The following is a 21,186-nucleotide window of genomic DNA, read 5'->3' as shown; positions in this document are numbered from 1 at the left end:
GATGCCATGTCCAGTGTGGACCTGACCGGCCGGGTCGCGCTGGTCACCGGCGGCGCGGGCGGGATCGGCGCCGCCGTCGTGCACCGGCTCGCGAAGCTCGGCGCACGGGTGGCGGTGCTCGACCTCGACGCCGCCGGCGCCCGGCGGGTCGCCTCCGCGGTGGACGGCATCGCCTTGGGCGGTGACGTCGCCGACCCGGCGACGATGCCCGCCGCGGTCGAGCGGGTGGAGGAGGAGCTCGGCCGGCTCGACGTCGTGCACCTCAACGCCGGGATCGGCGGCGGGCAGGCCGGTGTCGACGACGCGCTGGACGTCGCCCGCTACCGCAAGCTGGTCGGCGTCAACGTCGACCACGTGGTGTACGGGCTGTGCGCCGCGGTGCCCGCGTTGCGGCGGCAGGGCGGCGGGAAGGTCGTGATCACCGCGTCGCTGGCCGGGCTGGCCGCGATGCCGGCGGATCCGCTGTACACGCTCACCAAGCACGCGGTCGTCGGGTACGCGCGGGCGGCGGGCAAGGCGCTGGCGGACGAGGGCATCGTGGTCTCGGCGCTGTGCCCCGGCTTCGTGGACACGTTGCTGCTCGGAGCGGCGAGGGAGGAGTTCGACGCCGTCGGCTTCCCGTTGCTGACGCCCTCCGACATCGCCGACGCGGTGCAGGTCGTGCTCGCGCAGGGGCAGCCGGGGGAGGCGTGGATCATCCAGCCCGGCGGGCAGGCGTCGGCCTACCGGTTCCGCGGCGTCCCGGGACAGATGCCGCCGGATGTCGTGCTGGGTCGGACATAACACCGTGTCCTTTCGCCGTGTCGTCTCGTTAGGACGAACAGACGACACGGCGAAAGGAACCCCATGGTGCTGCTGGAGGACGGGACCGAGCTCAACGTGCTGCGCGCGGGCAACCCCGACTCACCGGTCACGGTCGTGCTGGCGCACGGCTACGCGCTCGACCACCGCAGCTGGCACAAGGTGGTCGAGCAGCTGAGCGGGGACTTCCAGGTCATCGCCTACGACCACCGCGGCCACGGCAGGTCGGCCGGCGCCACCAAGGAGTCGGCGACGATCGAGCAGCTCGGCGACGACCTGGGGGAGCTGGTCGAACGCGCGGTGCCGGAAGGGCACATCGTGCTCGCCGGGCACTCCATGGGCGGTATGGCGGCGCTGGCGATGGCCGAGCGGCGGCCGCGGCTGTTCCGGCAACGGGTGCTGGGCACCGTCTTCGTGTCGATGGCGGCGAGCGGGCTGAGCGAGACCTCGCTCGCCTGGCCCAAGGCGCTCGGCAAGCTCGTGCGGGAGCTGGAGCGGGCGTTCGGGCCGATCGTGCGGGCGGTGCGGGAGAAGATCGAGCCGACCAAGACCGCGGGGCTGCGCTGGTGGCTGTTCGGTGACGAGCCGGCGGACGAGGACGTGGAGCTGACCGCGGACATGGTGTGGGGGCACTGGCCGGAGACGGTCGCGCTGTTCCGGCCCGCCGTGGACCGGTACGACCGCGAGGCGGGGCTGATGGTGGCCCAGGAGAAGACCGTGGTCGCCGTGGTGGGGGACGAGGACCGGCTGGTGCCCGAGACGGACGCGGTCAAGTTCGGCGGAACCTCGGTCGTGCTCACCGACGCGGGTCATATGCTTCCGCTGGAACGGCCGGTGGAGATCGCGAACCTGATCCGCGAGGTGGCCGCGAAGGCGTAGCTGGGGGACCGGTGGTGCAGTACCTGGAGCCGCGGACGGACGTGCCCGCGAAGGACGACTGGTCCACCGGTCTCATCCTGCAGGACCTGCGCTGGGGGACGAGAGCCCTCGGCGTTGTCGGGCTCGTGGCGGCCGCGGCCGCGGTGGCGTGCCTGTTCATGCCGACGACACCGGGCACCATCGGTGCGATGTCGGTGCTGGTCCTGGCCGCGCTCACGTGCGGGCTGACGCCGCTGATCCACTGGACGGGCACCCGCGCCGAGCGGCGTGGTCTGCTCGAGCAGCCGTGGCGGCGGGTCCGGGCCACGGCCGCCGAGAAGCAGCCCGAGGACGTGTCGGACCGCCTGCTGCTGGACGGGCTGGTGCTCAAGGGCTGGTTCGACGACCTCGCGGACATGGTGCTGGAGCGGCAGGAGGTCTTCGTCTGCGGTCCGGACGAGCACGGCAAGGCGGTCGTCCGGGCGGCGGGGCTCGCGAAGATGGAGAACGCCGTGGTCGACACCGGCGACTACCCCGCGCGCGAGCGCGTGGAGCGGCCGCTCGGCCGGCCGCTGGACGATCCGGCGGTCGCCGGGGCGCACCAGGGTCTGCGGTGGGGCGCGCGGGCGTGGTTGTGGGCGGCGGTGCCCGCGGGTGCCGGCGGGGTGCTGGTGCTGCTCAGCCTGTTCCCGCTCGCCCCGGCCGGGCTGGTCGTCGGCGGGCTGCTGCTCGGGGCGGGGCTGCTCGGCATCCCGGTCTCGATCGAGATCGGCCGCTGGTACCGCGACGCCGTGACGGCGGTCGAGAACTCGGACCGGTGGACGCCGGTGCCGATCACGCTGTTCCCGTGGGAGCCCAACCAGAACGTCGCCGGGCTCGCCGAGATGCCCGGCGGCCTCGCGCTCGTGCAGTTCGTGGTCACGGATCTGGACGTGATCGCGAACATCGCCGACACCGGCGTCATGTGGATCGCCGGCACGCACGGCGACGTGATCGCGGTGGGGGTGCCGAGGGTGCGCGTGCTGACGTTCGCCGTGGTCCAGCCGGACCGGGACACCCCGAAGGAAGACCCGGTTCCCTGGATCCAGCGGCTGCGCCAGCCCGACCTCAGCGGCCTGCCGCGCTAGAGCGGCGCCTGCCCGGCGGCCGGCCGAAGAGCCGCACGTGCTCGTCGACCAGCCAGTCCTTGAGCGGCGCCCACTCCGGGTGGTGGTTGAGCACCAGCAGGCGGTGCATCCACCAGTTCGGGTCGTCGTGGCGGGGGAACGCGGCGAGCCACGCGGCCCGCTCGTCCGCTGTCAGGCCCCACAGGTGCGCGAGCTGCCCCTGGGCGTCCGTGTCCAGCCGGGCGGTGATCCGACCGCCCTCCGCATGCCATTCGGCGCGCAGTTCGCGCAGGACGGCGATGGCGCGGTCGTCACCTTCGTCAGCGGTGACGACGACGGTGTGCAGGCCCTGCGCCGCGGCTTCGGCGAGCAGGGCGCGGGCGGATGTTTCGTCGTGCGGCAGTGCGCTGTGCGCAACCCCGACTTCGTGCGGCACGAGCTCCATGACCCGGAATCTGATCACATCCGCAACAAGTTCGGTATATTTTATTGTTTCAGTGTTGACTGAAGAGTCACCTTCCCCCGGTCGTCACCGCCGTTGCACGAACGTTGTTGTAAGGCGCCGGGGCACCGACACCAAACAACGTTTTCGCACTACAAAGGAGGTGACGAGGAGGGGGAAGGGTGGTGTTCAGCAGAGAGGCCTCGGGTCGACGCCGGGGAAGTACTGCTCCCAGTGCCGACTGGACAGGTGCGCCGTCGTAGCGGCGCACACGCGGGCCGCTGTGGCCTCGACGTCGATGTCCCACACCCGGACGGTGCGGTCCGCGCCGGCGGTCGTGAGGGTGCGGTTGTCCGGTGCGAAGGCCACGCCCCACACCCGTTCCGTGTGTCCGTGCAGCACTGCCCGCAGCTGGGGGTTGCGGGGATCGCGCACGTCCCACACGCGGATGACGTCGTCGGTGGTCCCGGCGGCGATGAGGGTGCCGTCGGGGGAGAAGGCGAGGCGTTGCAGCGGCCCGCCGTCGTTGGGCAGGGAGCCGAGCTTGCGCGGGTGTGACGGATCGCTGATGTCGTAGAGCGCGCCGCTGTTGTCCATGTTCGCGAACGCCATGACGTTGCCGTGGATCACGACGGTCATGACCTCCTCGCGTCCGGCCTGACCGCCGCGGCGGATGGGGTTCGGGTTCTCGTCGGTGCGCAGGGCGGGGTGGGCCCTGGGCGCCGACGGGTCGCTGACGTCCCACAGTTGCAGCTCGCGGCTGCCGCTCGCGATGACGATCGTGCGGTCGTCCTGGGAGAACTCGACCTGCCACACGGTGTCGGTCTTGGGGACGGCGAAGCTGCCGGTCTTCACCGGGTTGGCCGGATCGCTGACGTTCCAGAGCCCGATCACGCCGTCGTACTCGGAGACGGCGAGCGTCCTGCCGTCGTGGCTGAACGTGGCGCCGACGATCATGAGGTTCCCGGTGATCGCCCTGCTGAGCTCGCGCGGCCGGTCGCGGTCGGTGACGTCCCACAGCACGTTGCCCGCCTTGCTGGCCCCGAACACGACGTCGCGCTCCGGGTGCAGGTCGACGGTGATCGCCTCGTCGTCGGCCGCCAGCTCGGGCAGCGTCACGATGGGCGCGGCGTGCCGGTCCTCCGGGCGCCACAGCTTGATCGTGCCGTCGGAGGAGACGGTCGCGAAGTACCGCCCGCGCCGGTCGTAGTCGATCTTCCAGACGGTCTGCCGGTGCTGCGGGTAGTTGAGGTTGGCGACGTCCAGGACGCGCACCTCGGCGTCGGTGGTCGCGGTGACCGCGTGCCGGGAGTCCGGGCTGAACGCCACGGACCACAGCGTGTCGGTGTGGCCTGCCAGGGCGGTGGCGAGCTGTGCGTCGCGGGGGTCGGTGACGTCCCACAGCCGGGTGGTCTTGTCGCCGCCGCCGCTCGCGAGGAACCTGCCGTCGGGGGAGAAGGCCAGGGCGTGGATCGAGAAGATGTGCCCGCTCAGCAGGCCGAGCGGCGCCGGGTTGCGCGGGTCGGTGACGTCCCACAGCCGCACTTCGCCGTTGTCGGCACCGGTGGCGATCATCCGGCCGTTGGGGTGGAAGACGACCGCGTCGAACGCGATGACGTCGGGGGAGGTGATCGTGGCGAGGTGCGCGCCTGTCGCGGCCTCCCACAGCTTGACCGTGCCGTCCCATGACGACGACGCGATGGTGGTCCCGGCGCGGTTGAGCGAGATGGAGTGCACGAGCTCCTCGTGGGCCTGGATCGTGCGCAGGAGGGTGGCGGGGCCGGCGATGTCCCAGACCCTGATCGTCTTGTCCTGCCCGCTGCTGACCAGCCGGCGGCTGTCCGGGGTGAACTGCACGGCCTGCACCTGGCCCTCGTGGCCGACGACGCGGGCCTTCTCGACGGGCCTGCGCGGATCGGAGACGTCGAACAGGCGGATGGCGCCGTCCCAGCCGGCGGTGGCCAGCGTGCGGCCGTCGGGGCTGAAGGCCATGCCGTGCGTGGCGCCGTCACCGGCGTGCGCGCGGCCGAGCTCGGTGGGGTGGTGGCGGTCGGTGAAGTCCCAGAGGATCAGCGTCTTGTCGTCGGCGACTGTAGCCATGACCTTGCCGTCCGGGCTGAACAACGCGAACGACGCGGCCTCCCGGTGCCCGCGGACCACGGTGACCTGGGGCGCGGCGAACGTGCTGAGCAGGCTGTCGCGGGCGACCGGGAGGCCGCTCAGCCGGTAGGCGGCGAGGCGCAGCTGGGCGGCGAGACCGGGGTCGCGGTCCTGCAGGCCGTTGGCCTCGGCGATGGCCTTCTGGGCGAACGCATTGGTGCGTTGTTCCGTGGTCTGCCGTTGCGCTCGCACCGCGAACACGGTCGCGGTGGTGGCCACCAGCAGCAGTGCGGCCAGCAGCGCGACGACGCGCCGGAGGGTGGTCGTGCGGCGCCGCTCGGTGGCCAGGTCGTGCTCGGCGGCGGCCTTGCTGGCGTCGAGGAACGCCTTCTCCGCGGCGTTGAGGGCGTCCGGCTCGCGCTGGGCCCAGTCGGCGGCCTGGGTGAGGGGAGCGCCCCGGTACAGCGACCCGGCGTCGCGGCCGTGCGCCTCCCAGTCGGCGGCCGCGGTGGTCAGCCTGCGGTGCACGCGCAGGTCGTCGCGCGCTTCGGCGAGCCAGTCCCGCAGGCGCGGCCAGCTCCGGATCACGGCCTCGTGGCTGATCTCGACGCTGTCGTCGTCCACGGTGAGGATGCGGGCCTTCGCGAGGTGTTCGACGACCTCGTCGGCCGCGAGCTCGGACCGCTTGACCCGGCGCTTGGTGTCCTCCGTGCCGTCGCCGGGCGTGACCAGGCGCAGGAACACCTGGCGCGCCCGGAGCCGCTGCTGGGCGTCGAGGCCGGTGAAGGCGTGCTCGGCGGTGTTGGCGACGGCGCGGGCGATGCCGCCGCTCTCGTGGTAGCTGGTGAGCGTGAGGGTGTTGCCGCGCCGTCGCCGCCAGGTCTCCAGCAGCGCGTGGCTGACGTGGGGGAGCACGCCGGGTTCGCCGGTGGCGTCCGCGATGAGCCGGGCGACGAGACCGGTCTCGAGCGCGCAGCCGACCTCGACCGCGGGTTGCGTGATGGCCTTGCGCAGCTCGTCCGTGGTCATCGGCCCGACCAGCACCTGGGCGTCCTCGACGGCGCCCGCCAGGCCGGGGTAGCGGGCGCAGTGGCCGTAGAAGTCGGCGCGCAGGCCGATGACGGTCTGGTGGCGGCGGTCCGTCAGGTCGGCGATGAACTCGTCGCGGTGGGGCAGGGAGAAGATCTCCTCGAACTGGTCGACGACCAGCAGTTCCTCGGTCCGGGGGAGCTGCTCGCAGGTGCTCGGCGTGATCAGCCGGCCGGTCCTGCGGGCCAGCAGCCCGGCCCGCAGCAGCGAGGACTTGCCCGAGCCGGACGCGCCGACGACCAGGACGGTGTCGTGGTGCTCCAGCTTGCCCAGCAGCTTGCCGACGAGCCGTTCCCGGCCGAAGAAGCGGTCGGCGTCCTGCTCGGTGAACGCCTTGAGGCCGACGTAGGGGGAGGGGCCCTCGGGTTCCGCGGCGGTCGTCTCGGCGATGTCGCGCCAGCGCCGTTCCCACGTCTGCTCGTCGCCGCCGCAGGCCCGGACGAACGCGAGCGTCACGGCGAGGCTGGGCAGCCGTTGGCCGCGGGCGGCGTCGGCGAGGGTGCTCGCGGAGTAGTGGCTGAGCCTGCCGAGCTCGCGGTAGCCGGGGGAGCCTGCCTTCTCGCGGAGCTTGCGCAGGTCGAAGGCGAACTGTTCGACGGGCCCGGCGAACGGGTCGAGCGGTCTTTCCGGGCGGGGCATGCCGGGATTCTTTCACCCGCCTCGATTTAGATTATCTCTATTGCTTCAGTGTTGACTAAAATAAACCATCACCCGGTGTTCGCCTTCACCGGGCAGGTGCAAGGTCTCGAAAACCAGGAGAGCAGGGCCCCACCGTTCGGTGCCGGTGGCCGGGGGCAGGGCCGCCGCGGCGTCGTAGCGGTCGGTGAAGGTGGCGCCGGCGGTGATGGACAGCTCGAACGCGAGCACGGCCGCGGCGTGGTCGCCGAGGTCGGCGGCCGCTCGCAGCGCGGCGGCGCGGTCGTGGGCGATCCGGTCCCAGTCGGGGTAGTGGGCCTTCGCCTCCGGGCTGAACGTGAAGCGGACCAGGTTCCGCTCCTCGCCCATGCCCGAGATCGCGCGGAACGCCTCGTTGCACGCGAGGACGTCGCCGGACGGGGTGAGCACGCAGGCGGCGGCGGGGGAGAGGGAGTCGAGCACCGCGAGGAGGGTCGGCCGCAGCGGTGGTGGCGGCGCGGGAGCGCAGGTGCTGCCCGCCTTGATCAGGCGGTAGAGGTGGACGCGTTCGTCCGCCGTCATGGCGAGCGCGTCGGCGAGGGAGGCGAGGACCTGGCCGGAGGGGGAGCGGTCGGTACCGCGTTCGAGGCGGGTGAGGTACTCGACGCTGATCCCGGCGCGGTCGGCGAGCTCGCCGCGGCGCAGTCCCGGGGTGCGGCGGCGTCCGGTGCCGGCGGGAGGGGTGGTCGCCTCGCGGCGGGCGCGCAGGAAGCGGCCCAGGGCGTTGTCGGCCATGACCGCCGAGTCTAGGCGTCGACGCCCGGCTGCGTCGGCGCCCGGCTGCGTCGGCGCCCGGCTGCGTCGGCGCCCGGCTGCGTCGGTGGTGCGGAGGCGTCGGACTCGTGCGGGAGAGAGGGGCCCTGAGCCGGTCTCCCTCGACCGGCGTGGGTGCGGCGATGCTGTGGATCATGCGATATCGACTGTTCGGCAGGACCGGCCTGCGCGTCTCGGAACTGCTGCTGGGCACCATGACGTTGCGCTCGGAGGACGTGGCGCGGCGGGTGCTGGACGTGTACGCCGACGCGGGCGGGAACTTCCTGGACACGGCCTCGGCGTACGGGGAGAGCGAGGAGGTCCTGGGCGCGGCGATGCGGCGGCGGGACCGGTTCGTGGTGGCGACGAAGTACACGTTGTCGCGGGACGAGCGGGATCCGAACGCGAGCGGCAACCACCGCAAGAACCTGGTGCTGTCGCTGGAGCGGTCGTTGCGGCGGTTGCGGACCGACTACGTCGACGTGCTGTGGGTGCACCTGTGGGACCGCCACACGCCGGCGGAGGAGACGATGCGGGCGCTCGACGACGTGGTGCGGGCGGGGAAGGTGCTCTACGTCGGGGTGTCGGACGCACCGGCGTGGTTCGTGGCGCGGGCGAACACGCTGGCGGAGTGGCGGGACTGGACGGCGTTCTCGGGGTTGCAGGTGCCGTACAACCTGCTGCGGCGCGACGTGGAGCGGGAGCTGCTGCCGATGGCGGCGGGCATGGGGCTGACCGTGGCGGCGTGGGCCCCGCTGGCCGCGGGGAAGCTGTCCGGTGGGACCGAGCGGGCCGGGCAGCTCAGCCAGGCCGAGGAGACCGCGGCGTGGGCGGTCCGCTCGGTCGCGGAGGAGCTGGGGGCGACGCCGGCTCAGGTGGCGCTGGCGTGGGTGCGCCTGTCCGGGGCGTTGCCGCTGGTGGGAGCGCGGACACCGGAACAGGTCGCCGACTGCCTGGGCGAGGTCGGGCTGCCGCCGGAAGCGGTCGCGCGCCTGGAGGCGGCGGCCCCGTTCGAGCGGGGCTTCCCGGCGGACTTCATCGCGGAGTGCGAGGCGAGCCCGTTCGCGTTCGGTGAGGCCGTGATCAGGGCTTAGGCGATCAGCGGACCGGGCTTGCCGAACCAGGACCAGTTCGCCGCCGACGGTGCGCACCTGCCTGGGCTGGAGGTGCCGTAGACCACGGCCCCGCCGCCCTGGCGATCTGGGACAACGTCGATCCCGCCGCGCCGGCCGCCCCGAGCACCAGCGCGTCGAGCTGTTCGGCGGGGTCCCTCGGGCAGCGGGGCGGTCCGCGGCGCCGGTGCCAGCCGCAGATGTGCCCCGGTGTGGTCCTGGACGACCAGGGGGAGTGTTGATCACGAGCAGCCGGATGACCCGGTCAAGAGGTCCTTCGGATCGACGCCACCAGGACCTCGGCTTGCTCGTTCAGGTGATCACGCCGGGTAGCAGGGAGGGCTGGCGCTTGCGGCGCAGCCAGATCTTGCGGGAGCCGTCGCCGTAGAGCAGCGTGCGGGACAGCTCCCAGCCCGCGAACTCGGCGTGGATGGTCAGTTGCGTGGTCGCGGTGCGGCGGGAGATGCCCGGCGGCAGGCGCAGCGGCCGGTACTCCCAGTCCCCGTCGATCACCCCTTCGTCCATGGCGAGATCACCTGTATCCCTCCGTTGTCGCCGGACGTCACGGTGACGCGTCCGGTCTCCTGGTCGACGCTGACCGTGTTGGGCTGGCGCACGGTGGGGAACCGGTGCTTCTCGGTCGGTTCCCCACCGGCGATGTCGAGCCCGACGACCTCGTTGCGCTCGGTGAGCGTGATCCACGCGATGTCGCGCTTGGCGTCGTAGGCGATGCCGTAGGGGGCGCCGGGCACGGGGTAGCGCTGACGCATGATCAGCGGGTTGATCGAGAACGCGATGAACTCGCCGCCGCGGGTGTCGACGACGAGCAGCCGGCCGAAGCGGTCGGCGACGGCGTTGGTGGCGCCGTCACCCGCGCGCAGGCCGGGGCCCCTGACCTCGGCGCCCTGGTCGTCGGTGGTCATCTCGAAGACCGCGCTGCGCAGCCGGTCGAGCTGGACGTCGCGGCCGTTGACCTGGAACTTCAGCGTGGTGTCGCCCTCGGTGAACGTGCCGCCGGGTGTGATCTCGCCGGGCAGGGCTGCGTTCTGGGCGGGGGAGTGGGCGGGCTTGGCGGCCTCGAGGGTCTCCGCGACCTGCAGCGGGTCGCTGGGCCCCTCGCTCTGCCCGCACGCTGTCAGCGCGGCGGTGGTCAAGATCAGAGCAGCGAGCCGGCGCAAGATCGGGTCCTCCTGTGACGCGTCGTGAACTTCCAGCATCCACGACGTTCGGCCGAAGGTCACGCAAGGGGTGGGGTGAAACTCGTCCGGTCCTGCTTGCCAATACTCTCTATTATTTCAGTGTTGACCAAAACCAACGCCCAAGCGAACGCAAGCAGACGAAAGCGAAGACCCCAAAGCGCAATGAAGAGGAGGCTCAGGGCATGGGGCGTTCCGGATAGGCGAGCTCGATCGCGCTGACGTCGTCCAGTGCGGCCCGGATCGCCGGGGGCAGGGTGAGCTGCTCGGACTCGAGCGACGCGAGGAGCTGGTTCGTGTCGCGGGCGCCGATGACGGGGGCGACGACGTTGGGCCGGTCGCGGACCCAGGCCAGGGCGACGCACAGCGGTGAGGTGCCCAGGCCGTCGGCCGCGGTGGCGACGGCCTGCACGATCCGGGCGGCGCGCTCGTTGCGGTGCTGTTCGACGTAGCCCGCGAAGTGCGGTGACGCGCCTCGGGAGTCCGGTGGGGTGCCGTTGCGGTACTTGCCGGTCAGCACGCCGCGGCCGAGGGGTGCCCAGGGCAGCAGGCCGAGTCCGTGGTGCAGTGCGGCGGGGGCGACCTCGCGTTCGATGCCGCGTTCGAGCAGGGAGTACTCGACCTGGGTGGAGATGAGCGGGTAGGTGGTGGGGGTCATGGCGGCGGTGGCGAGTTGCCAGCCGCTGTAGTTGGAGATGCCGGCGTAGCGGACTTTGCCGGAGGAGATGGCCTGGTCGAGGGCGGAGAGGGATTCTTCGACGGGGACGCCGGCGTCCCAGGCGTGCAGTTGCCAGAGGTCGATGTGGTCGACGCCGAGGCGGCGCAGTGATCCGTCGAGGGCGGTGAGCAGGGCGCCGCGGGAGGCGCCGCCGCCGAAGGGGCCGTCGGTGCGGCGGGCGACGGCTTTGGTGGCGATGACGAGTTCGTCGCGGGGGACGACTTCGTCGAGGAGGCTGCCGAGGATGCGTTCGGCTTCGCCTTCGGTGTAGACGTCGGCGGTGTCGACGAGGGTGCCGCCGGCGTCGGTGAAGGCCATGAGCTGGGTGGCGGCCTCGTCCGGGTCGGTGTCGCGGCCCCACGTCATCGTGCCCAGTGCTGTTCTGGAGACGCGCAGGCCGCTGCGGCCGAGGTATCGCTGTTCCACGTGCGGGATGCTAAGGGGTGATCATCGGTTGAGCCTGGCAATCGGTGTTACTGACCGGTAGGGTCTCGGCTCGTGAAGCTCGGACTGAACCTCGGATACTGGGGCGCCGGCAACGACGCCGCGAACCTTGAGCTGGCCAAAGAGGCCGATCGGCTCGGCTTTTCGGTGGTGTGGGCCGCGGAGGCCTACGGTTCCGACGCGCCGACGGTGCTGGCGTGGGTGGCGGCGCAGACCGAACGCATCGACGTCGGTAGCGCGATCTTCCAGATCCCGGCGCGGACGCCCGCGATGGCGGCGATGACGGCGGCCACTTTGGACACGTTGTCGGGTGGCCGGTTCCGGATGGGGCTGGGGGTGTCGGGTCCGCAGGTGTCGGAGGGCTGGCACGGTGTGCGGTTCGACAAGCCGTTGGCGCGGACGCGCGAGTACGTGGAGATCGTGCAGAAGGCGTTGACGCGGGAGAAGTTGCGGTACGAGGGGGAGCATTACACGTTGCCGTTGCCGGATGGTCCTGGCAAGGCGTTGCAGCTGACGGTGCACCCGGTGCGGGAGCGGATTCCGGTTTACCTGGCGGCGGTGGGTCCGAAGAACCTGGAGCTGACGGGGGAGATCGCGGACGGGTGGCTGGCGATCTTCTTCTCTCCGGAGTACTCGGCGGAGTCGCTGGCGAGTGTGCGGGCGGGTCGTGAGCGGGCCGGGCGGTCGATGGAGGGGTTCGACGTCGTGCCGACCGTGCCGTTGGTGGTGGGTGAGGACTGGAAGGCGTGCGCCGATCCGGTTCGGGCGTACACGGCGTTGTACGTGGGCGGTATGGGGTCGCGGAAGCAGAACTTCTACAACAACCTGATGGTGCGGATGGGTTTCCCGGCCGAGGCGGAGGAGATCCAGGAGAAGTACCTGTCGCGGGACTACGCGGGTGCGATGGCGGCGATCCCGCTGGAGTTCCTGGATGCGACGGCGTTGCTGGGGCCGAAGGAGCGCATAGCAGACAAGATGCGGGCTCTTGCCGCCGCGGGGGTCACCACGTTGTCCGTTTCGCCGATGCTGCAAGATCTCGAGCAGGGGATCGCGGGCCTTCGCACCGCGGCCGAGGCTCTGGATCTGGCAGGAGTGGGTAGTTGAGCTGGTTGCAGGCTCTGGTTCTCGGACTCGTCCAAGGACTGACGGAATTCCTGCCGATTTCCAGCAGTGCGCACCTGCGCATCACGTCGACGCTGTTCTTCGGCAACGACGCGGGCGCTTCGTTCACGGCGGTGATCCAGCTGGGTACCGAGGTGGCGGTGCTGATCTACTTCGCCAAGGACATCGGGCGCTTTCTGAGCGCCTGGTTCCGCGGCCTGGTGAGCGCGGAGGCGCGCAAGGAGAAGGACTACCGGCTGGCGTGGTACGTGATCATCGGTTCGGTGCCGATCTCGGTGCTGGGGTACCTGCTGAAGGACGAGATCCGGACGTCGGCGCGGAATCTGTGGATCACGGCGACGATGCTGGTGGTGTTCGGTCTGCTGCTGGGGCTGGCGGACCACTTGGCGAAGCAGCGGCGTGACGAGCTGGGGATGAAGGACGCGATCGGGATGGGGCTGGCGCAGGCGCTGGCGTTGATCCCGGGTGTGTCGCGTTCGGGTGGGACGTTGACGGCGGGGTTGTTCCTGGGGCTGACGCGGGAGGCGGCGGCGCGGTATTCGTTCCTGCTGGCGATTCCGGCGGTGTTCGGGGCGGGGTTGTTCTCCATTCCGGACGTGCTGGAGCGGTCGGGTGAGGGTGTGCAGGCGTCGGTTCCGCAGATGGTGGTGGCGACGCTGATCTCGTTCGTGGTGGGGTACGCGACGATCGCGTGGTTGTTGAAGTACGTGTCGAAGCACTCGTACTCGGCTTTCGTGTGGTACCGGTTGATGCTGGGTCTGGTGCTGATGGGGCTGCTGTCGATGGGGTTGCTGCAGCCGATCTAAGGTGGGTGTTGTGGCCACTGTGATCCTGCTTCGACATGCGCGTTCGACTGCCAATGGTTCCGGTGTGCTGGCCGGGAGGTCGTTGGGTGTCGGTTTGGACGAGCGCGGGCGGGCGCAGGCCGCGGCGCTGGTGGACCGGTTGCGGGATGTTCCGGTGAGCGCGGTGGTGTCGTCTCCTCTGCAGCGGTGTGAGGAGACGCTGGCGCCGTTGCTGGCGGATCGTGCGCTGGAGGCGGTGGCGGAGCCGGATGTGTCCGAGGTGGACTACGGCGCGTGGACCGGTAAGGCGTTGAAGGATTTGTTGAACGAGCCGTTGTGGGCGGTGGTGCAGCAGCACCCGTCCGCGGCTGTTTTTCCCGAGGGTGAGGGGTTGGCGCACGTGCAGGCGCGTGCGGTGGCGGCTCTTCGGGCGCATGATGCGCGGATCGCGGAGGAGCACGGTCCGGGTGCGGTGTGGGTGTTGTGCTCGCACGGTGACGTGATCAAGTCGATTCTGGCGGATGCGCTGGGTGTGCACTTGGACGGGTTTCAGCGGATCGTGGTGGATCCGTGTTCGGTGTCGGTGGTGCAGTACACGCAGACGCGGCCGTTCGTGTTGCGGGTCAACGACAACGGTGGTGATCTGACGGGGGTGGTGCCGAAGGCGCCGCCGCAGGAGGAGCCGTCGTCGGACGCGACCGTGGGTGGCGCGACCGGGATCTGAGGTAGCGCTGTTCGGAGGCGTTCAGCGTGAGGTTCGCGGCTTTGTCGTATTCGTCGCGGGCGTGGTCGTGGTCGCCGCGCAGGTCGAGCAGGTGTGCTTTGACGGCGTGGACGCGGTGGTGGTCGAGGTCGAGTGTGGACAGTTCGGTGAGTGCTGCGTCGGGGCCGTGGACCATGGCGACGGCGACGATGCGGTTGAGTGAGACCATCGGGCCGGGGGCGATGGCGGTGAGCAGGTCGTAGAGGCCGAGGATCTCGGTCCAGCCGGTGTCGTGTGCGGTGGTGGCTTCGGCGTGCACGGCGGCGATGGCGGCTTGGAGCTGGTAGGGGCCGATGGCCGCGGTTCGCAGTGCGGTGCGGATGAGCGTGGTGCCTTCGGCGATGGCGTCGGCGTTCCAGCGGGTGCGGTCCTGCTCGGCGAGGGGGATGAGGGTGCCGTGGGGGTCGGTGCGGGCGGGCCGGCGGGCGTCGGTGAGCAGCATCAGTGCGAGCAGGCCGGTGAGCTCGCCGTCGTGTGGCCGGCGTTTGTGCAGTTGGCGGGTGAGCCGGAGGGCTTCGGCGGTGAGGTCGACGCGGAGTAGGTCGGTGCCGGAGCTGGCGGTGGAGCCTTCGGTGAAGATGAGGTAGAGCACGTGCAGGACGGCGGTGAGGTCGTCGGGTGGGCGGAACCGGGCGCCGGAGTTCTTGATCTTCTGTTTGGCTCGGCTGATGCGCTGGGCGATGGTGGCTTCGGGTACGAGGAAGGCGCGGGCGATCTCGGCGGTGGTGAGGCCGCCGACGGCGCGGAGCGTGAGGGCGATCCGGGAGGCCGTGGTGAGTGAGTCGTGGCAGCACAGGGCGAGGATGGTGAGGGTGTCGTCCTGGGCGGGCACGGGGTCGGGTGGCGGGGGTGTGAGGGCGGCGGCTTTCTCCTCCCGGTGACGGCGTGCCGTGTCGGAGCGGTGCTGTTCGATGCGGCGGCGGCCGGCGGTGGTGATCAGCCAGCCCTTGGGGTTGTCGGGCACGCCGTCGGCGGGCCATTGCCGGGCGGCGTGGATGAGGGCTTCCTGCACGGCGTCCTCGCAGAGGTCGAAGTGGCCGTGCCGGCGTACGAGCACGCCGAGGACCTGCGGCGCGAGTGTGCGCAGCAGGCCCTCGACGTCGCGGTTCACAGGTCGTCGAGCATCGAGGTGTCCCAGACGGGGCGGATCTCGATGCCGTCGTTGTGGGCGTCGGGCAGGGTGGCGGCGTGGGCGATGACCTGGTCGATGGTGTCGGCTTCGACGAGGTAGAACCCGGCGAGGTATTCCTTGGCCTCGGCGAACGGGCCGTCGGTGACGACGACTTCGCCGTCGCGGATGCTCACGCCTTTGCCGGTTTCGGGTCCGGGGAGGCCTTCGCTGACGATGAGTTCGCCGGAGGCGCGCAGCTTGTCACTGAGGTCGTGGTGGGCTTGGCCGAACTGGGCTTGTTGCTCGTCGGTGAGCTTGTCCCAGGCCGCGCGTGACTTCGGGTTGCTGTAGATCAGGATCAGGTACTTCACCGGGGCCTCCGCTGGTGGCTGGCGGGAAAATCCTCTCACCGCCATGTCGAGACCGCGGGCGGTGTCTCGACATCGGTGTGTCTGCCGATTCGAGGGAGGTTTCCGGATGACCGACACGCCGGTGCGGGATGAGGTCGCGATCCGCGCGTTGTTCACCGAGCACGAGGAGGGGATGCGTCTGCGTGATCCCGGGCGCATCGTCGCGCGGTATGCCGAGGACGCGGTGACGTGCACGTTGGCGCCTCCGCTGCGTCATACGGGGTTGTCGGCGCGGGATCCGGAGGCGTTGGCGGGGTGGATGGCCGGGTTCGCCGGGCCGATCACGCTGGAGCACCGGGACGTGGAGGTCGTGGTGTGTGGTGACGTGGCGTTCGCGTACGGGCTAGTGCGGCTGGCGGCGGTGCCGGTGGGGTATGCGGAGGGGTTCTCGATGTGGATGCGCACGACGGTGGGGTTGCGGCGCCGGGGTGGGCGGTGGCTGGTGACGCACGAGCACGAGTCGGTGCCGTTCCACATGGACGGCTCGTTCCTGGCGGCGACCGATCTCCGGCCGTGAGCGGGTGGGCCGGGGCCCGGACCGTGCAGGGGTGCGGTCCGGGCCCCGGACTTCTTCGTGGCGGGTGCCGTGGCGTTCGCTCCGGCGTTGCAGGGGCGCCGGGGTGATCGCCGTGGAACTGGCCCCGTCACCGCGATGACCGGGCGTGGTGATCGTATTGCTCTGGGTGCATGTGATCAGCCGCTCCCAGAGTGCGAGATCGCTTCACGAATTGAACGGCTGTGCTGGTCAGGCGAGGGGTTCCGGTCCGGATGCCGGGACATAAGGCCTGCTCACCGGGTGTGGAAACACGGCGGAAACCAGTGGGGCGATCCTGCCGGCGGCGCAGCGGCTTGATCTTTTCGGCGCAGTCCTACCGGGGGGGATCTTGTTTAGAGTTAACCGCCCGCGGTGAGATCTGGGTCACGGATTCACAGGCCCAGGCGGGTGACGGCGTTGTCCTCGAGCGGGTTCGCGGTCCGGATGTAGCGGTGCACCGTGCGCGGGTTGGTCCAGCGGCCCTGCCGCATGATCTCCCGGTCGCTCGCCCCGCCCAGCGCTGCCTGGGTCGCGAAGCCCGCCCGCAGCGAGTGCCCGCCGAACAACGCCGGATCCAGTCCCGCCTTGAGCGCGTACCGCTTCACCAGTTCCGCCACCGCGCGTCCCGACATCGCCTTGCCGCCGACGCCGCCGTGCCGGTTGATCACCGGGAACAGCGCGCCGCCGCGGCGCGTGCCCTCGTAGCCGTGGCAGCGGTGCAGGCCGGTCTCGGTGACGTCCTCGCCGTCGAGCACGTCGGCCCAGTCGGCGAACGCGCACACCGGGCACGTCGGCCGGCGGCTTCCCCGTGGCAGCACCACCGACTGCTGGTGCCTGCCGGTCTGGTCGGTTTTCGTCGCGCCCAGCCGGATCAGCAGCAGCGGTTCGTGCGTGCGCGGATCCACCTCCACCGACACGTCGTCGAACTCGATGGCGGCGAGCTCGCTGCGCCGCAGCGCCCCGGCGAAACCGACCAGCAGCAGCAGGGCGTCCCTGGCGCGGGCCGGGCCGGCCTCGGGGCGTTCGTCGAGCAGGGCCTGCAGCGTGTCGAGCAGCACCGGCCGTTTGCGGCGGGGCTGGGCCTTGCGGGTGCGGCGGATGCCGCGCAGCGTCAGGCGCACCACGTCGCTGCGCGTCGGGCTCGGCAGGCCGTTCGCCGCGTGCACCGCCGCGATGGCCGCCGACTTGCGCTCCAGGGTGGAGGCGCCGAAGGCGGGGGTGCCGTCCGGTTTCACGGTGTCCGCCGCGGCCGCCAGGTACACCGCCACGTCCAGCGGGTCCGCCGGCAGCGCCTGGCGCTGCTCGGCCTGGCACCAGCCCGCCCACGCGATCCAGTCCGACCGGTAGGCCCGCACGGTGTTGGGCGACTGCGCGCTGCGCAGGTAGGACGACAGGGAGGCCGCCTGCTCGTCGTCGAACCGCTCGCGCACCCTGGCGAGCGCGTCGACGTCGATCAGCACCGAGTGCGACACCCGCACCAGCGCGTGCCGGACGGGTTCGGGCAGGCTCACACCCGCGATGGTAGCCCCTTGATCAACTCGGCGACCTCGTGCGGCGTGAACTCCAGCCCGCCGGCGCCCACCGCCACCTCGAAGCTGCAGCGGCCCGGATCCGGGTTGGACCGCGCGTGGAGGAACAGTTTGATGCCGGTCTCCTCCAGCAGGTCCTGCGCCGCGCGTTGCGCGTCGCGCCACGGCATCGGCAGGTGGACGTGGAACAGGGGAGTGGCCGGCACGACGGGGCTCGTATGGGCGAACCCGCCGGCGTTGATCGCTTCCGCGAGCGCCTGCGCGTGGGCCTTGTACTGCGCCATCCTCGGCAGGTTCTCGTCCATCCCCAGCAACGCGATCGACGCCAGCGGCCAGGCGTCCGCGATGGCTCCGCCCAGTCTGCGCCGCCACACCGCCGCCTGCTCGATCGTCTCGGTGTCGCCGGCGAGCACCGCGCCGCGCACCCCTTCGAGTCCCTTGTAGAGCGAGACGTACACGGTGTCGAACAGGGCGGCGATCTCGGGCAGCGTCGCGTCGTAGCCGGTCTGCGCCTCCCACAGCCGTGCGCCGTCGCAGTGCGCGGCCGCGCCGGTGCGCCGCGCCCAGCCCGTCTGCGCCGCCAGGTCCGCGAAGGAGGGCAGCAGGCCGCCGATGTCGCGTTGCGGCAGCTCGATCACCACCGCCGCGAGGGGTTCGCCGACGGCCTGGAGGTCCTCGAGCGTGAGCAGCGAGTGCCGGTCGCCCGCCGGGTGGAACCGCAGGCCGTGCACGGCGGCGTAGCCCTGGTTCTCCCAGACCTGCAGGTGTGTCTGCGGGTGCCCGGCGAACGTCAGCCTGCCGGTGCGTTCGGCGTGCACCCGCAGCGCCGTCTGCTGCGCCATCGTCCCGGACGGGAAGAACAGCGCCCTGGGCTTGCCCAGCAGGTCCGCGACCCGTTGCTCCAGCACCCGCACCGGGTCCTCGGGCCGGGTGTCCGCGGTGACGTGCTCGGTGAGGCGGCGCAGCAGCTCCAGCGGTGACCGGCGCGGGCCGCTGTGGTGCGACAGGGAACGACGGATGTCCATGACCCCGACCCTAGCTATTGCAAGCTAGTTGCAATAGGGCCGTTTGCCGTGTTCAGGCCGCCGCGCCCAGCCGCGCGTCCAGCTCCGCCTCGTCCGCCACGAACCACAGCTGCCGGCCCCGGTTCGACTCGTGCACGAAGTCCCGCAACGCCGTGCTCGCCGCCACCTGCTCGGTGATGTCCCCGACCACCGCGACCCGGAACCCGTACTGCTGCAGCTTCTGCACCACCGCGCCCGCCACCCGCGTGCGCAGCACGAAGAACTCCGGCGTCAGCCGCGTCACCGGCAGCACCAGCCACTGCACGTCCTGGCCCCACAACGTGCCGATCAGGTCCACAGCGGACTGCTCGTCGGCGATCGGCGGACCGTCCGGGGCGCACATCAACACCGTCGCGCCGTGGCGCGTCTGCACAACATCAGGCATGGAAGCGCAACCTAGCGGCGGCCGGGCCCCGGCGTCGCGCGCAATTCCGGCGCCGGCCGGAGGCGCCGGACCCACCACGGCCGTGTCGGGGCTTCTCGGCGGCTCCCCGGTCCCGCGCACTCCGCGCGGCGCGACCTGTGCGCACCGACCCCGGCGGCCACGGCAACGTCCGTGTCCAAGGCGGACCGCGTCGGGTACTTCGCCGCCGGGGCCGCGCGGCGAAAAATCCCGAGCGCCGGCGGGAGGGCCTTGGGTAGCGTCGCGGCCCATGCGTGATCTCGCGGCGCTGCCCAAGGCGCACCTGCACGTGCACCTGGAAAGCACGGTGCGGCCGGACACCCTCGCCGACCTGGTCGACGACCACGGCGTCGAGGTGCCGCGGGCGCGGGGGCCGTTCGAGGGCTTCGCGCAGTTCGCCGCGCACAACGGCGCGGTGCGGGACTGCCTGCGGCGAGCCGAGGACTTCCACCGGATCGCGTACGAGTTCTGCGCCGAGGAAGCAGCGCAGGGGACCCGTTACGCCGAGGTCACGTTCACCGCGGCAGCGCACGGCGAACGGCTCGGTGATCCGGACATGCCGCTCGAGGCGGTGTTGTCCGGGCTCGCCGCAGGACAGGCCGCCCACGGCATCGTCTGCCGTGTGATCGTGGACCACCCGCGCAAGCGGCCGGTCGAACGGTTGGAGACCTCACTGCGGCTCGCGGTCACGCACCCACAGGTCGTGGCGATCGGGGTGGCCGGAGCGGAGGACCACCCGCTCACCCCGTTCACGACCGTGTTCCGTGCCGCGCGCGACGCCGGCGTCGGGCTCGTGCACCACGCCGGGGAGTGCTGCGGGGCGGCGAGCGTCGCCGAAGCCGTGACCGTCGGGCTGGCCGACCGGATCGGGCACGGGTTCCGCGCGCTCGAGGACCCCGAGGTCGTCGCGCTGCTGCGGGACCGCGCCATCCCGCTCGAAGTGTGCCCGTCGTCCAACGTCGCACTGGGACTGGTCGGCTCCCTCTCCTCTCATCCACTGCCACACCTGCTCGACGCCGGGCTGACCGTCACGCTCAACACCGACATCCCCTCCTCGACCGGCACCACGCTCACCGACGAGTACCGGCTGCTGCGCGAGGAGCTCGGCTTCGGCGACGACGCCCTCGCGCGCATCGCCACCGCCGCCGCCGACGCCTCCTACGCACCCGCCGCGGTCAAAACGGCGCTGCGTCAGGACATCGCCACCTGGCGCGCCGGCTCGTAGCACACCAGGCCGTGCCGCTCGGCCAGCAACGCCACCAGGTCCAGCACCCGCTGCCGCTGCGGCCACACCACATGCACGATCACCGCGTCCGTGCCCACCGTCAGCGCCTGCTCCCACGACACCGGCGACGACGGATCCGGGGAGGTCTGCCGCAGCTCGCGCACGAACGCCGCCACCGACGGCTCGAACGCGCCCAGCGGCGACGCGCGCAGCTCCGCGTACCGGGCCGCCGCCTCCGCCGACGACGCCGGACCGGGCGCCCGCCACACCACCACGTCGACCGCGACCATCACGCCACCTTCCCGAACAACGCACCCAGCCGCGGCACCCGCGCCGAGATCTCCGCCGGATCGGCGAAGTCCCACTGCTCACCCGCCGGCTCCGGCGCCGTGAGCAACCACACCCCGCGCCGGGCCAGCTCCTCGTCCAGACCACCCTCGAACACCTCGTCCGCCACGTGGTCGAGGTCCTCCCAGTCCGGCCACTCGTCATCGGCCCACGCGTGCACGCCCCCGCGTGAGGCCAGCACCCGCACGTGCGGCACGTCCGCCAGCGCGTCCGGCGACGCGGCCACCGCCTCGAACACCGCCCGCCCCTGGCCGACCAGCCACGCCTGGAAGTAGAAGAACCCGTCGTCGGAGCACAGGCCGCCGCAGATCACGTCGGCCGCCTGCCAGTGCGCCCACGTGTCCACCCGGCGCCGCGCCCGGTCCAGCCACACCGCGAACTCCGCCACCTCCTGCCGCGGCAGCGCGGCCAGCGCGGCCGTCAGCCGCCGCAGCCGCTCGTCCCGGCCGGAGGTCTCCGCACCGGAGGACTCGACCAGGGCCCAGAACGCGTTCAGGTCCATGCCGAGCACGCTAGCGAGGGGGTCTGACAATTTTGCGCACCCCGGCATCGCCGCAGCTCACGCCACATCCGCCAGGCCGCGGTCCTGGCCGCGCG

Annotated in this window: 22 protein-coding genes; 9 read left to right on the top strand and 13 right to left on the bottom strand. The window is 71.5% G+C overall.

The genetic code is table 11. The annotated features are described in order from the left end of the window. Positions 1–6: 6 nt before the first annotated feature. The 3 genes from BMW88_RS18335 to BMW88_RS18325 all read left to right on the top strand — a co-directional run bounded on the left by BMW88_RS18335 (position 7) and on the right by BMW88_RS18325 (position 2,786). On the top strand, positions 7–783 hold the full coding sequence (locus BMW88_RS18335; protein ID WP_089952096.1) for an SDR family oxidoreductase: 777 nt from the start codon (positions 7–9) through the stop codon (positions 781–783). A 63-nt stretch (positions 784–846) separates the two neighbouring features. Beyond that, complete coding sequence (locus BMW88_RS18330; RefSeq protein WP_089952094.1) at positions 847–1,680, top strand: alpha/beta fold hydrolase; 834 nt, start codon at positions 847–849, stop codon at positions 1,678–1,680. Between the two features lie 14 nt (positions 1,681–1,694). After that, positions 1,695–2,786, top strand: a complete 1,092-nt coding sequence (locus BMW88_RS18325; protein WP_143116130.1) for a hypothetical protein — start codon at positions 1,695–1,697, stop codon at positions 2,784–2,786. Here the strand turns inward: BMW88_RS18325 and BMW88_RS18320 are convergent. From BMW88_RS18320 to BMW88_RS18310, 3 genes are all read right to left on the bottom strand, one after another. Continuing rightward, the gene (locus BMW88_RS18320) at positions 2,767–3,210 is read right to left on the bottom strand and encodes a hypothetical protein (RefSeq protein WP_089952090.1); all 444 of its coding nucleotides are present in this window, start codon (positions 3,208–3,210) and stop codon (positions 2,767–2,769) included. The genes BMW88_RS18325 and BMW88_RS18320 overlap by 20 nt on opposite strands. Before the next feature lie 186 nt (positions 3,211–3,396). Continuing rightward, entirely contained in the window at positions 3,397–7,035 is a 3,639-nt protein-coding gene (locus BMW88_RS18315) for an nSTAND1 domain-containing NTPase (RefSeq protein WP_089952088.1), read from the bottom strand. A gap of 45 nt (positions 7,036–7,080) precedes the next feature. Further along, on the bottom strand, positions 7,081–7,806 hold the full coding sequence (locus BMW88_RS18310) for a helix-turn-helix domain-containing protein (protein WP_089952086.1): 726 nt from the start codon (positions 7,804–7,806) through the stop codon (positions 7,081–7,083). A gap of 173 nt (positions 7,807–7,979) precedes the next feature. Here BMW88_RS18310 and BMW88_RS18305 point away from each other — a divergent pair, with 173 nt between their 5' ends. Next, the gene (locus BMW88_RS18305; RefSeq protein ID WP_177221168.1) at positions 7,980–8,918 is read left to right on the top strand and encodes an aldo/keto reductase; all 939 of its coding nucleotides are present in this window, start codon (positions 7,980–7,982) and stop codon (positions 8,916–8,918) included. A 330-nt stretch (positions 8,919–9,248) separates the two neighbouring features. Here the strand turns inward: BMW88_RS18305 and BMW88_RS18300 are convergent, their stop codons facing one another. From BMW88_RS18300 to BMW88_RS18290, 3 genes are all read right to left on the bottom strand, one after another. Beyond that, positions 9,249–9,461: a DUF5703 family protein gene (locus tag BMW88_RS18300; RefSeq protein ID WP_089952085.1), complete on the bottom strand. Its 213-nt coding sequence runs from the start codon at positions 9,459–9,461 to the stop codon at positions 9,249–9,251. After that, a complete protein-coding gene (locus BMW88_RS44430) occupies positions 9,446–10,153 on the bottom strand; it encodes a YncE family protein (protein ID WP_425434661.1) in 708 nt (235 codons plus the stop codon). Before BMW88_RS44430 ends, BMW88_RS18300 begins: the two co-directional genes overlap by 16 nt. A gap of 157 nt (positions 10,154–10,310) precedes the next feature. Next, complete coding sequence (locus BMW88_RS18290; protein WP_089952083.1) at positions 10,311–11,276, bottom strand: aldo/keto reductase; 966 nt, start codon at positions 11,274–11,276, stop codon at positions 10,311–10,313. A 72-nt stretch (positions 11,277–11,348) separates the two neighbouring features. On the opposite strand from BMW88_RS18290, the gene BMW88_RS18285 reads away from it, so the two are divergent. The 3 genes from BMW88_RS18285 to BMW88_RS18275 are packed head-to-tail and all read left to right on the top strand — an operon-like array spanning position 11,349 to position 13,925. After that, positions 11,349–12,398, top strand: coding sequence for an LLM class F420-dependent oxidoreductase (locus tag BMW88_RS18285; RefSeq protein ID WP_089952081.1), 1,050 nt, complete (start codon positions 11,349–11,351; stop codon positions 12,396–12,398). Further along, positions 12,395–13,222: an undecaprenyl-diphosphate phosphatase gene (locus tag BMW88_RS18280; RefSeq protein ID WP_089952079.1), complete on the top strand. Its 828-nt coding sequence runs from the start codon at positions 12,395–12,397 to the stop codon at positions 13,220–13,222. Before BMW88_RS18285 ends, BMW88_RS18280 begins: the two co-directional genes overlap by 4 nt. Before the next feature lie 10 nt (positions 13,223–13,232). Further along, positions 13,233–13,925 (top strand): histidine phosphatase family protein, encoded by a 693-nt coding sequence (locus tag BMW88_RS18275; RefSeq protein ID WP_245777885.1) that lies wholly within the window; start codon positions 13,233–13,235, stop codon positions 13,923–13,925. Here the strand turns inward: BMW88_RS18275 and BMW88_RS18270 are convergent. Beyond that, entirely contained in the window at positions 13,825–15,075 is a 1,251-nt protein-coding gene (locus BMW88_RS18270) for an RNA polymerase sigma factor (RefSeq protein WP_089952077.1), read from the bottom strand. The genes BMW88_RS18275 and BMW88_RS18270 overlap by 101 nt on opposite strands. Then, positions 15,072–15,446: a YciI family protein gene (locus tag BMW88_RS18265; RefSeq protein WP_089952075.1), complete on the bottom strand. Its 375-nt coding sequence runs from the start codon at positions 15,444–15,446 to the stop codon at positions 15,072–15,074. Before BMW88_RS18265 ends, BMW88_RS18270 begins: the two co-directional genes overlap by 4 nt. 106 nt (positions 15,447–15,552) lie before the next feature. On the opposite strand from BMW88_RS18265, the gene BMW88_RS18260 reads away from it, so the two are divergent. After that, complete coding sequence (locus BMW88_RS18260) at positions 15,553–16,002, top strand: YybH family protein (RefSeq protein WP_089952074.1); 450 nt, start codon at positions 15,553–15,555, stop codon at positions 16,000–16,002. Between the two features lie 410 nt (positions 16,003–16,412). Here BMW88_RS18260 and BMW88_RS18255 read toward each other — a convergent pair whose 3' ends face one another. The 3 genes from BMW88_RS18255 to BMW88_RS18245 are packed head-to-tail and all read right to left on the bottom strand — an operon-like array spanning position 16,413 to position 18,998. Continuing rightward, the gene (locus BMW88_RS18255) at positions 16,413–17,531 is read right to left on the bottom strand and encodes a site-specific integrase (RefSeq protein WP_245777884.1); all 1,119 of its coding nucleotides are present in this window, start codon (positions 17,529–17,531) and stop codon (positions 16,413–16,415) included. Continuing rightward, the gene (locus BMW88_RS18250; protein WP_089952072.1) at positions 17,528–18,574 is read right to left on the bottom strand and encodes a threonine aldolase family protein; all 1,047 of its coding nucleotides are present in this window, start codon (positions 18,572–18,574) and stop codon (positions 17,528–17,530) included. Before BMW88_RS18250 ends, BMW88_RS18255 begins: the two co-directional genes overlap by 4 nt. A gap of 52 nt (positions 18,575–18,626) precedes the next feature. After that, complete coding sequence (locus BMW88_RS18245) at positions 18,627–18,998, bottom strand: DUF4180 domain-containing protein (protein ID WP_089952070.1); 372 nt, start codon at positions 18,996–18,998, stop codon at positions 18,627–18,629. Positions 18,999–19,266: 268 nt separating this feature from the next. Between BMW88_RS18245 and add the strand changes: the two genes are divergently transcribed. Then, complete coding sequence (gene add, locus BMW88_RS18240) at positions 19,267–20,241, top strand: adenosine deaminase (protein ID WP_089952069.1); 975 nt, start codon at positions 19,267–19,269, stop codon at positions 20,239–20,241. Here add and BMW88_RS18235 read toward each other — a convergent pair. Both BMW88_RS18235 and BMW88_RS18230 read right to left on the bottom strand, forming a co-directional pair. Beyond that, positions 20,208–20,531, bottom strand: coding sequence for a hypothetical protein (locus BMW88_RS18235; RefSeq protein ID WP_089952067.1), 324 nt, complete (start codon positions 20,529–20,531; stop codon positions 20,208–20,210). The genes add and BMW88_RS18235 overlap by 34 nt on opposite strands. After that, entirely contained in the window at positions 20,531–21,091 is a 561-nt protein-coding gene (locus BMW88_RS18230; protein WP_177221167.1) for a DUF4240 domain-containing protein, read from the bottom strand. The genes BMW88_RS18235 and BMW88_RS18230 overlap by 1 nt, the downstream gene beginning before the upstream one ends. Positions 21,092–21,186: the final 95 nt, after the last annotated feature.

Source organism: Lentzea xinjiangensis (assembly GCF_900110955.1).
GTDB classification, from domain to species: Bacteria; Actinomycetota; Actinomycetes; order Mycobacteriales; family Pseudonocardiaceae; genus Lentzea; species Lentzea xinjiangensis.
The sequence above is the reverse complement of the archived record's forward strand: the minus strand, read 5'-3'. Positions and strand labels throughout refer to the sequence as shown.

What these genes read in the sequence shown, in the direction of transcription:
- BMW88_RS18300 (WP_089952085.1), bottom strand. Translation starts at nt 9,461, where the DNA reads ATGGACGAAGGGGTGATCGACGGGGACTGGGAGTACCGGCCGCTGCGC.
- BMW88_RS18315 (WP_089952088.1), bottom strand. Translation starts at nt 7,035, where the DNA reads ATGCCCCGCCCGGAAAGACCGCTCGACCCGTTCGCCGGGCCCGTCGAA.
- BMW88_RS18320 (WP_089952090.1), bottom strand. Translation starts at nt 3,210, where the DNA reads ATGGAGCTCGTGCCGCACGAAGTCGGGGTTGCGCACAGCGCACTGCCG.
- BMW88_RS18330 (WP_089952094.1), top strand. Translation starts at nt 847, where the DNA reads ATGGTGCTGCTGGAGGACGGGACCGAGCTCAACGTGCTGCGCGCGGGC.
- add (WP_089952069.1), top strand. Translation starts at nt 19,267, where the DNA reads ATGCGTGATCTCGCGGCGCTGCCCAAGGCGCACCTGCACGTGCACCTG.
- BMW88_RS18245 (WP_089952070.1), bottom strand. Translation starts at nt 18,998, where the DNA reads ATGCCTGATGTTGTGCAGACGCGCCACGGCGCGACGGTGTTGATGTGC.
- BMW88_RS18235 (WP_089952067.1), bottom strand. Translation starts at nt 20,531, where the DNA reads ATGGTCGCGGTCGACGTGGTGGTGTGGCGGGCGCCCGGTCCGGCGTCG.
- BMW88_RS18305 (WP_177221168.1), top strand. Translation starts at nt 7,980, where the DNA reads ATGCGATATCGACTGTTCGGCAGGACCGGCCTGCGCGTCTCGGAACTG.
- BMW88_RS18310 (WP_089952086.1), bottom strand. Translation starts at nt 7,806, where the DNA reads ATGGCCGACAACGCCCTGGGCCGCTTCCTGCGCGCCCGCCGCGAGGCG.
- BMW88_RS18260 (WP_089952074.1), top strand. Translation starts at nt 15,553, where the DNA reads ATGACCGACACGCCGGTGCGGGATGAGGTCGCGATCCGCGCGTTGTTC.
- BMW88_RS18250 (WP_089952072.1), bottom strand. Translation starts at nt 18,574, where the DNA reads ATGGACATCCGTCGTTCCCTGTCGCACCACAGCGGCCCGCGCCGGTCA.
- BMW88_RS18230 (WP_177221167.1), bottom strand. Translation starts at nt 21,091, where the DNA reads ATGGACCTGAACGCGTTCTGGGCCCTGGTCGAGTCCTCCGGTGCGGAG.
- BMW88_RS44430 (WP_425434661.1), bottom strand. Translation starts at nt 10,153, where the DNA reads ATGCTGGAAGTTCACGACGCGTCACAGGAGGACCCGATCTTGCGCCGG.
- BMW88_RS18335 (WP_089952096.1), top strand. Translation starts at nt 7, where the DNA reads ATGTCCAGTGTGGACCTGACCGGCCGGGTCGCGCTGGTCACCGGCGGC.